Here is an 11,447-nt window from a genome sequence, read left to right on the forward strand (position 1 = left end):
CGGAGCCGCTCCGGCGGCGACATTAGACCCAGGTGCGCTCACTTTGCGGGCTCCCATGCGTAGTTGGTCCAAGCCGGCCCGGAATCCCCTTCGGGGAAGTCGATATACATTGCGCGGACCGGCAATCCGATCTTCACCTCCGCGGGGTCGACGTTGCGGAGCTCGCCGAGCATCCGCACACCCTCCTCGAGTTCGACCAACGCGATGATGAAGGGCAACGTGCGGCCGGGCACCTTCGGCGCGTGGTGCACCACGAAGCTGAACACCGTCCCGTTACCGGAGGCGACGACGTAGTCGGTTTCCAGCTCCTTGTCCTGCCAGAGTGCCGGCACGGGCGGATGCTGCAGCGTGCCGTCGCCGCGCTTCTGAATACGCAGCTCGTGCGCGTTGACGCCGTCCCAGAAGAACTTCGTGTCACGGGACGACGCGGGACGCATCATGCTGTCGGCGTCGAGATCGTCGGGCACCGGCGATGCGGCACTTGCCTTATCTTGGTCGGCCGGCCTGAACTTCATGATGCGCCACATCATCTCGGCGACGTCTTCGTCGCCGACCTGCCAGGAGATCCGCTGGGTGATGAAGAAACCCTCGCCGAGCGCGGTCCGCTTGGGGCCGACGACGTCGGTCAGCTCCGCGGCGACGCTGACCTGCTCACCGGGACGCAGGTAACGGTGATAGGTCTGCTCACAGTTCGTGGCGACGACGCCGATATACCCTGCGTCGTCGAACAATCCGAGGATCTTGCCCAGCGGATCGTCGTCGGGCCGGTTGCCGCCCAGCCCCATCATGGTCCAGACCTGGATCATCGCGGGAGGCGCGACGGTACCCGGATGACCCGCCGCCTTGGCGGCTGCCTCGTCGACGTAGATGGGGTTGTTGTCCCCCATCGCATCGAGCCAGTGGTCGATCATCGGCTGGTTCACCGGGTGACGGGCCACCCGCGGCTTGCTCTTGCCTTCGGCCTTGACCCGCTCGGCGGCCGCCTTGATGTCGTCCACCGCACTCATCGGGGCACCCTCGGCACCTTGAGCCCAGCCGCTGCGATCATTTCCCGCATCACCTCGTTGACACCTCCGCCGAACGTGATCACCAGATTGCGCTTGGTCTGCGAGTCCAACCACTCGAGCAGTTCCGCGGTCTCCGGATCGGCCGGATTGCCGTACTTGCCGACGATCTCCTCGGCGAGGCGGCCCGCGTATTGAATGCGCTCGGTACCGAACACCTTGGTGGCGGCGGCATCCGCGACGTCAATGGTCTCGCCGGAGGCGGCCACCTGCCAGTTCAGCAGCTCGTTGATACGCCACATCGCCTTGAGTTCGCCGAGTGACCGCTTCACGTCGTCGTGGTCGAGTGGGGTGTCGCCGTTGGAACCGGGCTTGGCGGCCCAGTCGTGCACCCGGTCGTACAGTGAGGCGAATCGCCCTGCCGGACCCAGCATGACGCGTTCGTTGTTCAGCTGAGTCGTGATCAGGCGCCAGCCGCCGTTCTCCTCGCCGACCAGCATCTCGGCGGGCACCCGGACGTCGTTGTAGTACGTGGCGTTCGTGTGGTGAGCGCCGTCGGACAGAATCATCGGCGTCCAGCTGTAGCCGGGATCCGTCGTATCGACGATCAGCATCGAAATGCCCTTGTGCTTGGCGGCTTCCGGATCGGTACGGCAGGCCAGCCAGACGTAGTCGGCATCATGGCCACCGGTGGTGAACACCTTCTGGCCGTTGACGATGTATTCGTCGCCCTGTTTGACCGCGGTGGTGCGCAGCGATGCGAGGTCGGTGCCGGCCTCAGGTTCGGTGTAGCCGATCGCGAAATGGATTTCGCCGGCCAGGATCCCGGGCAGGAACTTCTTCTTTTGCAGCTCGGTGCCGTACTGCTGCAGCGTCGGCCCGACGGTCTGCAGGGTGACGGCGGGCAGCGGCACGTCGGCGCGGTGTGCCTCATTGACGAAGATCGACTGCTCGATGGGGCCGAAACCCAGGCCGCCGAACTCCTTGGGCCAGCCGACACCCAGCTTGCCGTCGGAGCCCATCCGCTTGATGATCGCGCGGTAGGCCTTGCCGTGGCGGTCGCTTTCCATCTCCTGGTGCTCTTCAGGGGAGATGAGGTTCGAAAAGTACTGCCGCAGTTCGGCTTGGAGCTGCTTCTGCTCGGGGGTCAGTTCGATATACATTGCGCTCCCACCAGATCGAGTCGGTGCGACGGGCCGCCAACCAGCCGGGTCAGGTCCTTGACGCCGGAGTAGTAGCGGTCCATCGGATAGTCGATGTCCATTCCCATCCCGCCGTGCAGATGGTGACACAGCTGCATCGCCGGCGGCGCCTCTGAGGCCAACCAGTAGCCGAGGATGTCAGTGTCGTCGTCGGCGTCCAGCCCTTCGGAGAGCCGCCACAACACCGAGGTCGCGGCCAAGGTCAGTGTGCGAGAGGCGATGTAGACCTCGGCGAGCTGTGCGGCGACGGTTTGGAACGTCGACAGCGGCTTGCCGAACTGCTCACGGTTGGCCACGTAGTCCGCGGTGAGCCGTAGGGCACCCGCGACCAGACCCGACGCGAACGCGCCGATGGCCGCCAGCGCCAGCTGGTTCACCCGCCGCGGCTGCGCACCGTCGAGCACCCCGTCGACCTCGGCATCGGAGAACGTCACCGAGTACTCGTCGCCGTGGTTGGCGGTCGGCGTCTTGACCAGCTGGACTCCCGCCGCCTTCGGGGAGATCACCGCAACAGAGCCGCCAGCGGTCACGATCAGCCAATCCGCCTGTTCCGCATAGGGAACCGCGACCTTGACCCCGTTCAGCTTTCCGCCGGAAAGCGAGGTCGCGGGCCGGTCCGGCAGCGGCGCGCCGGGCTCATTGAGCGCCGCGGTGAGCACGGAGCCCTTCGGCACCCCGGCGAGGTAGCGATCCTGCTGCTCGTCGGACGCCAACTCCAGCAGCGGGATCAACCCGAGACCAAGCGTCGCCAGCGCGGGGCTCACGGTGCCGTGTCTGCCGATCTCGATGAGCGCGGTCCCGATCTCGGCAAGTCCCAGGCCGTCGCCACCGAGGCGGTCGGGTACGCCGAAGGCCGTGATGCCGCCGGATACCAGCGCGTCCCAGCTGTTGTCCCTGCCGAGCGCCGACGTCACCACATCGGCGACAGCCTGCTGCCCTTCGTCCGGACTGAAATCCACCGAATCCTCCTTGATCCGCGAAAGCTACTGGGAGACGGGTGTGCTCGCTCCCGTGTAGTCAACCTGCCAGTGCTTGATGCCGTTCAGCCACCCCGACATCAACCGCTCGGGCTCCCCGATCGGTTTGAGATCGGGCATCGCGTCGGCCACTGCGTTGAAGATCAGGTTGATGGTCATGCGGGCCAGGTTCGCTCCGATGCAGTAGTGCGCACCGGTGCCGCCGAAGCCGACGTGGGGGTTCGGATCCCGAAGGATGTCGAACTGATGAGGATTGTCGAAGACCTCGTCGTCGAAGTTGGCCGAGCGGTAGGACATCACCACACGCTCGCCCTTCTTGATCTTCACACCCGCGAGCTCGGTGTCCTCGAGCGCGGTGCGCTGGAACGCGGATACCGGGGTGGCCCAGCGGATGATCTCGTCCGCCGCGGTGGCGGGGCGCTCCTTCTTGTACAGCGCCCACTGATCGGGATGCTGCGAGAACGCGATCATGCCGTGGGTGATCGAGTTGCGCGTGGTTTCGTTGCCCGCGACCGCGAGCATCACGACGAAGAAGCCGAACTCGTCGTCGGACAGCTTCTCGCCCTCGATGTCGGCCTCGATCAGCTTGGTGACGATGTCCTCGGTCGGGTTCTTGGCCCTCTCCTCGGCCATCTTCATCGCGTACTGGATCAGCTCGAACGAGGAAATCGCCGGATCGACATCGGCGTACTCCGGGTCTTCACCGGCGGTCATCTCGTTGGACCAGCGGAACAGCTTGTCGCGGTCGTCCTGCGGCACACCGAGCAGTTCGGCGATCGCCTGCAACGGCAGTTCACACGAGACCTGTTCGACGAAGTCTCCTGAGCCTTCGGCCGCGGCGGTCTCGGCGATCTTCTGGGCACGAGCGCGCAGTTCGTCCTCGAGCCGCCCCACCGCACGCGGCGTGAAGCCGCGGGAGATGATCTTGCGTAACCGGGTGTGCTGCGGCGCGTCCATGTTCAACAACACGGCCTTCTGCAGGTCGATGGCGTCGCGGGTCATCCCCTGCGGCCACGTCGGGATGGCGCCGTCGGGCGAACTGCCGAAGAGGTCGCTGCGCTTCGACACCTCTTTCACGTCGGCATGCTTGGTGACAAGCCAGTAGCCCTTGTCTCCGAATCCGCCGGTGCCGCCCGGGACGTCCACCCAGTGGACGGGCTCCGAGGCCCGCAGCTCGGCGAGCTCCTCCACGGGTAGACGCTCGAGGTTCAGGCTCGCGTCGAGGAAATCGAAGTCTGCGGGAATGTTGTGGGGTGCCATGACTGTGCGCTCCTTTTCAACACAAATTGCAACGTGTTCTAGTGCCAGTAAAACATGCCTTCTCCGCAGATAAAAGGCAGGTCACCATCCTCGCTTGTCAGAGTAATGAAACGTGTTCTAGCCTGACGGAATGGGTAACCCTGTCATCGTTGAAGCCACTCGCAGCCCGATCGGTAAGCGGAACGGATGGCTATCCGGCCTACACGCCACCGAGTTGCTTGGCGCAACACAGAAGGCTCTAGTCGAGAAGGCCGGCATCGACGCCGGCGACATCGAGCAGGTCATCGGCGGCTGCGTCACGCAGTTCGGCGAGCAGTCGAACAACATCACCCGGGTCAGCTGGCTGGTCGCCGGGCTCCCCGAGCACGTCGGTGCGATGACGGTGGATTGCCAGTGCGGCAGCGGCCAGCAGGCCAACGGCCTGATCGCCGGCCTGATCGCGGCCGACGCCATCGACATCGGCATCGCATGTGGCATCGAGGCGATGAGCCGCGTCGGTCTCGGCGCCAACGCCGGCCCCGATCGCGGCATCCTGCGCCCCGCCTCGTGGGACATCGACCTGCCCGACCAGTTCACCGCCGCCGAGCGCATCGCGCAGCGCCGCGGGATCACCCGCGAGGACATCGACCAATTCGGCTTCGACTCGCAGCGCAAGGCCGCCCAGGCCTGGGCGGAAGGACGCTTCGACCGCGAGATCAGCGGTATCGAAGCGCCCGTGCTCGACGAGAACAAGCAGCCGACCAGTGACCGTCACATCGTGACCAAGGACCAGGGCCTGCGGGAGACCACGCTGGAGGGTCTGAACTCGCTCAAGCCCGTGATCGAGGGCGGTATTCACACCGCGGGCACGTCGTCGCAGATCTCCGACGGTGCCGCCGCCGTGCTGTGGATGGACGAAGCCAAGGCCAAGGCGCTCGGCCTGAAGCCGCGGGCACGCATCGTCAGCCAGGCGCTCGTCGGCGCCGAGCCCTATTACCACCTCGACGGCCCGGTGCAGTCGACGGCGAAGGTGCTCGAGAAGGCCGGCATGAAGATGGGCGACATCGACATCACCGAGATCAACGAGGCCTTCGCCTCGGTCGTGCTGTCGTGGGCGCGGGTGCACAACCCCGACATGGACAAGGTGAACGTCAACGGCGGCGCGATCGCGCTCGGCCATCCGGTCGGCAGCACCGGCAGCCGCCTGATCACCACCGCGTTGCACGAGCTGGAGCGCACCGACAAGAGCACCGCGCTGATCACCATGTGCGCGGGCGGAGCGCTGTCCACCGGAACGATCATCGAGCGGATCTGATGTCCGCGGCCCCGTCGTCCACTGAAGCCCAGCGCATCGCGGCCGCCCAGGCCTACATCGACGCGCTGGTCTCCCACGACGCGGACCAGGTGCCTTTCGCGCCCGGGTGCACGCGCATCGAAGTCGGGCTAAAGACCGGGTTCTCCGGAGATCACCTGCGCCGCAGCCTGAATCGTGGCTTGCAGTACCGGGTGATCCAGGCGACGACGGTGCCCGAGTTCACCGTCGTCGACGGCAACACCATCCGGGCGAAGTTCGATCTCGTGACGAAGCCTTCGCTGTTGGGGCGCAAGGTCGGCGCGCACATCGACGAGACGTTCCAGATCCCGGCCGACGGCCTGATCCACCACATCCGCGCAGGGATTCGTCCCTTCCTCACTGGGTCGTAGAAGTCTCTAGGATCACCGGCATGGCCAAATCGCGCCCCCGCTTCATGGACACGAAGGCTTCCGACACCTTCATCAAGTGGATGTCGAAGCTCAACACCTACCTGTACCGGCGCAGCGGGGGCGAAGGCTTCGGCAGCGATTTCCAGGGCATTCCGGTGGCACTGCTGACCACCACCGGCCGCAAGACCGGTGAGCCGCGGATCAGCCCGCTGTACTTCCACCGCGACGGCGACACCGTCGTCGTCGCGGCGTCCAAGGGCGGCAGCGACAAGCACCCGATGTGGTACCTGAACCTGAAGGCCAACCCGAAGGTCCAGGTTCAGATCAAGAAGGAGATCCTCGATCTCACGGCGCGCGACGCCACCGAGGACGAGCGCGCGAAGTACTGGCCGCGCCTGGTCGAGATGTATCCGTCCTATGAGGACTACAAATCCTGGACCGACCGGGTGATCCCCCTCGTCATCTGCGAGCCGTAACTGGCCGGCGGAAATTCTCGCGTGTAACCACATGGCGCGATCCGGGCTGAAATTCGTCCCTGTGGTTACACGGGACGAGGGATGTCGGGAGGCGGCTGATCCAATGATTCCGTTGGTCGTCGGCGAGCCATGACGACGTTCACCACCGCGGCCACCGCCAACAGACCCGCTCCGATGGCGATCGTCACCGGGTTCAGATAGAGCAGCAGCGCGGCCGCCGGTATGCACAGCGCCCTTTCGGGCCAGCCCGCGCGACGGATAATCCAGCCTCCGGTGACGACGGCCAGCGCGGCCACCGCCAGCGCGGCGACCGCGCCCGTCCACACCATGTCGACGAATGACCGCAGCCCAAGCAGACCTTCACCGTTGTCGGTCAAGACGAACGCGAACGGTACAAGGAACGCGGGCAGGGTGTACTTCCACGTCTGCATCATCGTGGGGATGACTCGTCCGCCGGTGATCGCCGACGCCGCCACCGACGCCAGCGCCGTCGGCGGCGTGACTTCGGAGAGCACCGCGAAGTAGAAGACGAACATCGCCACCGCCGGCGCAGCGACACCGAGGTCCTGCAGCGCGGGCCCGACGATCACCCAGCTGATCACGAACGACGCGGTGACCGGCACCGCGAGCCCCAGCACCGAGACCGCCAACGCGGCGAACATTGCCGTCAAAATCAAGACGACCGTTGGGTTTTCGGAGATGAGGCGCGCGGTGTTGACGAGGATGGAGTTCAGCTGCAGACCGAGTCCCGTGCGCGTGATCATCGCGGCGACAACGCCCGCAGCCGCACACACCGCCGCCACCGAGAGCACGCCGCGCACCCCGTTGGCCAGCGCCCGGTAGAGCCGCACCGGGGTCAGTCGGTGTTCGCGGTCGAAATACGAGAGCACGATCTGGACGGCGATGGCGTAGACGACCGCGCGCATCGCCGACACGTCCAGCGCGAGGAACACGACGATCATCACCAGCGAGACCAGGTGGTAGCCGAACCTGCCGAGCAGTCGCCAGAACGACCCGGCGTCGACGCTGCCGACCTCGCGCGTGCCGTACCGCCGCGCGTCGATCTCGACGGCCAGCAGGATGCCGAGGTAGTACAGGATCGTCGGCACGACCGCCCACACCAGGACGGTCAGGTACGGCACCCCGAGGTACTCGGCGATGATGAACGCCGCCGCACCGAGCGTCGGCGGCGACAGGATGGCGCCGATGCCCGCGGCGGCCAGCATTCCGCCCGCGTTTTCGCGCGGGTACCCGGCGCGGCGCAACACCGGCCACGTCACCGAGCCCAGGCTCACCGTCGTCGCGGTCCCGGATCCGGAGACGCTGCCCATGAGAAACCCGGCCAGCGTCACCGTCCGCCCCGGTGCCGCCCGCGACCGGCGGAACGCGGCGAACGAAAGGTCGATGAAGAACTTGCTCGCACCTGACGCCTCGAGCACCGCTCCGTAGATGGTGAACAGGACGATGTAGGTCGCCGCGACATCGAGCGGCACGCCGTACAGCCCCGTCGACTGCATGAACGACGCGCTGACGATCTGAACCCAATCCACCCCGGCGTGGGCGATCGCGGCACCCTGCGGCAGGTACCCGCCGTAGTAGGCGTACCCCAGCGCAAGCAGGCACACGATGGGCAGCGCCACGCCTGTGGTCCGGCGGCACGCCTCCAGGACGAGTAGCACGACGATCGTCCCGACGATGACATCGACCATCGCCGGCGTGCTCTGCCGGCTGAGGAATTCGTCGAATCCGCCACCGCCGTCACCGATTTGGAACGGCAGCACCGGGTAGAGACACACCAACAGCGCGGTCACCGCCAGCAGCCAGTCCACCACCGGCTCCGCGCGGCCAAGCCGCATACCGGATCGGTAACACAACAGGGTGAGCGGAAGGACTGCCGCCAGGAACAGGATCAGCGAAACCTGATTGCCCTGCGCCAGCGGGAAGAACACCTGGTACAGCGCGAACAGCCCGATCAGGACGCAGCCCACGGTCACCAGGTGGTGAACCCAGCCGGTCAGCTGCCGGGCCGGCTTCTCGTCCTCGTAGGCGGCCGACACAGCCGCTTCGGTGGAGGTCAGTTCGCCGCGCCGAGGTCGTCAAGGGCGCGCTTGGCGCCGGGATGCAACGGCACGGGCATGGTTTCGCGCGCGGTGTCGAGCGAGATCCCCTCGGCCGCCTTGTTGACCTTGACCAGTTCGGGCCTGTGGTCGAACAACGCCTTGGTCAGCACGCAGGCGGTGTTGCCGTCCATATCGTTTTTGACCAGAAGCAGATTGGGCACCACGACCGTCGCCACATCCGTCGGCGTCTGATAGGTGCTCGCCGGGATGGCGCCCTCTTCATAGATCGGGTTGATGTTCTGCAACTTCGGCAGGGTGTCGGTCACGTCGATGAACTTGACGTTGTCGCGCTGGCTGACGAACAGGTCGGTGATGCCACCGGTCGGCAGCCCGCCCGACCAGAACATCGCGTCGATCGAGCCGTCCTTCATCCCTTCGACCGTCTTGCCGAGTTCGGTCCGCTGGGCCTGCACATCGTTTTTCGGGTCGAGCCCGGCGGCCTCCAGCATGCGGTTGGCGATGACCTCGGTGCCCGAGTTCGGCGAACCGGTGGACACCCGCTTGCCGCGCATGTCGAGGATCGAGTTGATGCCCGCATCGCTGCGGACGATCACCTGGGTGTAGTTGGGATACAACCTGCTGAGCGCGGCGATGGGCTGATCGTCGTCGAACGCCGCCATGCCGTTGACCGCATCGGCCGCGGTGTCGGCCAGCGAGAACGCCACCTGGTGGGTGCCCGCCACGAGTTGCTGGATGTTCTGCAGCGAGGCCGACGTCTCGGCGGCGGTGGCCTTCAACTTGCCATCGGTCTGCTGATTGATGGCTTCGGCGTAGGCGCCACCGAGGGCGTAGTACACCCCGGTGGTGTTGCCCGTCGCGATGCTCAGCCTGGCGTCGGACGTGACTTCACACGACGTCGGCTCCGTCGCCGCCGCCTCGTTGTCGCCGCCACGCTGACCGCCACAACCGGCCACCACCAACAGGATTGCGCAGAGAACTCCATACCGTCTCACCGCTCCATCATGGAAGCCGGCGCGCCTCCGCATGGCGTTTCGGCGCAATCGGCGGCGATCAGGCCCCGTACACCGGCACGGGCGGGCGCGCCTCGGCCAGCAGTTTACCGACGACAGGACCGAGCTCCGCCGGATCCCAGCGCGCGCCCTTGTCGATTTGCGGGCCATGGGCCCAGCCCTCGGCGACGCGAATGATGCCGCCCTCGACCTCGAACATCTTGCCGGTGACGTCCTTGGACTCGACGCTGCCGAGCCAAACCACCAGCGGCGAAACGTTTTCCGGCGCCATCGCGTCGAAGTCCTTGTCCTGGGTGGACATCATCTCCGCGAACACCGTCTCGGTCATCCGGGTCCTCGCCGACGGCGCGATGGCGTTGACCGTGACCCCGTAGCGGCCCATCTCCGCGGACGCGACGAGCGTCAACGCCGCGATCCCGGCCTTGGCCGCACTGTAATTGGCCTGTCCCACACTGCCTTGCAGGCCGGCGCCGGAGCTCGTGTTGATGATGCGCGCGTCGACGGCGTTGCCGGCCTTGGACTGGGCGCGCCAGTAGGCGCCCGCATGCCGCATGGTCGCGAAGTGTCCCTTGAGGTGCACGGCGGTGACGGCGTCGAACTCTTCCTCGCTGGTGTTGGCGAACATCCGGTCGCGCACGATGCCGGCGTTGTTCACCAGTACGTCGAGCCCGCCGAACGAATCGACGGCAGTCTGGATCAAGCCCTCGGCCTGCGCCCAGTCCGCGACGTTGGCCCCGCTGGTCACGGCTTCGCCTCCGGCAGCGGTGATTTCGTCGACCACGCCCTGTGCCGCGCTACCGCCGCCCGCCGGCGAGCCGTCCAGCCCCACACCGATGTCATTGACCACCACTCGCGCACCCTCGGCGGCGAACGCCAGCGCATGTGCGCGCCCAATGCCGCCGCCTGCACCCGTCACGATGACCACGCGGCCGTCGAGCAGTCCCATATCTCTTGTCTCCTCGGTTGTTTGAAGAATGTTTTACTTGATGTCCGCAGAGGTGGTTGCCAGGTAGTGCGGAGGCTCGCCGCCGCCGTGCACCTCGATGGAGGCGCCGCTGATGTAGGACGCCGCGTCGGAGGCCAAGAACGCGGCGGCCCAACCCACGTCGTCCGGCTTGGCCAGCCGTCCCAGCGGAACGTTCTTGGAGATGGCCGCGATGGAATCGGCGTCGCCGTAGAACAATTCGGATTGCTCGGTCTCCACCATCCCGACGACCACCGAGTTCACCCGTACCTTCGGCGCCCATTCGACGGCCAGCGTGGCGGTGATGCTCTCCATGCCCGCCTTGGCCGCGCCGTACGGCGCGGTGCCAGGTGTCGGCCTGCGCCCACTGACGCTGGCGATGTTGATGATCGAACCGCCCTGGGCCTGCTCCTGCATCACTGCGTTCGCGTGGATCGAAACCGAAAGGGGTCCGAGCAGGTTGAGCTCGACGATCTTCGTGTTGAACTTCGCCGACGACTCGGCGGCCAGCACATAGGGCGATCCGCCCGCATTGTTGACGACGACGTCCAGGCGCCCGTGCGTATCGGCAATCGTCTTGATCAACGCCGCCACCGACTCGTCGTCGCGGACGTCGCAGCTGTGGAATTCGTACGGCGATCCCTCTACCGGCCTGCGGGCGCACGTCACCACGGTCGCACCTTGGCCGGCGAACACAGAGCTGATGCCCGCGCCGACGCCGCGAACCCCTCCGGTCACCAGGACGACCCTGTCGTTGAGTCCGAGGACTATCTCTGGGCGGTCGGTCACT

At 66.2% G+C, this 11,447-nt stretch carries 11 protein-coding genes; 3 read left to right on the forward strand and 8 right to left on the reverse strand.

Annotated features, from left to right (window positions below; all coding sequences use genetic code 11):
- Nucleotides 1-38: 38 nt before the first annotated feature.
- Genes G6N42_RS18995 through G6N42_RS19010 form a run of 4 tightly spaced genes read right to left on the reverse strand, consistent with a single transcriptional unit; the run spans nt 39 to nt 4,443 of the window.
- Nucleotides 39-1,007, reverse strand: a complete 969-nt coding sequence (locus G6N42_RS18995) for a bifunctional MaoC family dehydratase N-terminal/OB-fold nucleic acid binding domain-containing protein (protein WP_163731349.1) — start codon at nt 1,005-1,007, stop codon at nt 39-41.
- Entirely contained in the window at nt 1,004-2,167 is a 1,164-nt protein-coding gene (fadE29, locus tag G6N42_RS19000) for an acyl-CoA dehydrogenase FadE29 (RefSeq protein WP_163731352.1), read from the reverse strand. The genes G6N42_RS18995 and fadE29 overlap by 4 nt, the downstream gene beginning before the upstream one ends.
- Nucleotides 2,152-3,165, reverse strand: a complete 1,014-nt coding sequence (locus G6N42_RS19005) for an acyl-CoA dehydrogenase family protein (RefSeq protein WP_163731355.1) — start codon at nt 3,163-3,165, stop codon at nt 2,152-2,154. The genes fadE29 and G6N42_RS19005 overlap by 16 nt, the downstream gene beginning before the upstream one ends.
- A 24-nt stretch (nt 3,166-3,189) precedes the next feature.
- A complete protein-coding gene (locus tag G6N42_RS19010; protein ID WP_163731358.1) occupies nt 3,190-4,443 on the reverse strand; it encodes a cytochrome P450 in 1,254 nt (417 codons plus the stop codon).
- 130 nt (nt 4,444-4,573) lie between these two features.
- Here G6N42_RS19010 and G6N42_RS19015 point away from each other — a divergent pair, with 130 nt between their 5' ends.
- From G6N42_RS19015 to G6N42_RS19025, 3 genes are read left to right on the forward strand one after another with little or no spacing between them, the layout of a single operon-like run.
- Complete coding sequence (locus G6N42_RS19015) at nt 4,574-5,737, forward strand: steroid 3-ketoacyl-CoA thiolase (RefSeq protein ID WP_163731361.1); 1,164 nt, start codon at nt 4,574-4,576, stop codon at nt 5,735-5,737.
- On the forward strand, nt 5,737-6,126 hold the full coding sequence (locus G6N42_RS19020) for a DUF8021 domain-containing protein (protein WP_163731364.1): 390 nt from the start codon (nt 5,737-5,739) through the stop codon (nt 6,124-6,126). The genes G6N42_RS19015 and G6N42_RS19020 overlap by 1 nt, the downstream gene beginning before the upstream one ends.
- 20 nt (nt 6,127-6,146) lie before the next feature.
- Nucleotides 6,147-6,602: a nitroreductase family deazaflavin-dependent oxidoreductase gene (locus G6N42_RS19025; protein ID WP_163731366.1), complete on the forward strand. Its 456-nt coding sequence runs from the start codon at nt 6,147-6,149 to the stop codon at nt 6,600-6,602.
- A gap of 65 nt (nt 6,603-6,667) precedes the next feature.
- Here the strand turns inward: G6N42_RS19025 and G6N42_RS19030 are convergent, their stop codons facing one another.
- Genes G6N42_RS19030 through G6N42_RS19045 form a run of 4 tightly spaced genes read right to left on the reverse strand, consistent with a single transcriptional unit; the run spans nt 6,668 to nt 11,446 of the window.
- Nucleotides 6,668-8,659 (reverse strand): TRAP transporter permease, encoded by a 1,992-nt coding sequence (locus G6N42_RS19030; protein WP_232076193.1) that lies wholly within the window; start codon nt 8,657-8,659, stop codon nt 6,668-6,670.
- Between the two features lie 17 nt (nt 8,660-8,676).
- Nucleotides 8,677-9,708 carry a TAXI family TRAP transporter solute-binding subunit gene (locus tag G6N42_RS19035; protein ID WP_163731369.1) on the reverse strand — a complete coding sequence of 344 codons (1,032 nt, stop codon included), beginning with the start codon at nt 9,706-9,708 and terminating at the stop codon, nt 8,677-8,679.
- A gap of 25 nt (nt 9,709-9,733) precedes the next feature.
- Nucleotides 9,734-10,639: an SDR family oxidoreductase gene (locus tag G6N42_RS19040; RefSeq protein WP_163731371.1), complete on the reverse strand. Its 906-nt coding sequence runs from the start codon at nt 10,637-10,639 to the stop codon at nt 9,734-9,736.
- Nucleotides 10,640-10,672: 33 nt separating this feature from the next.
- A complete protein-coding gene (locus G6N42_RS19045; protein ID WP_163731374.1) occupies nt 10,673-11,446 on the reverse strand; it encodes an SDR family oxidoreductase in 774 nt (257 codons plus the stop codon).
- Between the last annotated feature and the right edge of the window lies 1 nt (nt 11,447).

Origin of the sequence: Mycobacterium gallinarum (assembly GCF_010726765.1) — a bacterium.
GTDB classification, from domain to species: Bacteria; Actinomycetota; Actinomycetes; order Mycobacteriales; family Mycobacteriaceae; genus Mycobacterium; species Mycobacterium gallinarum.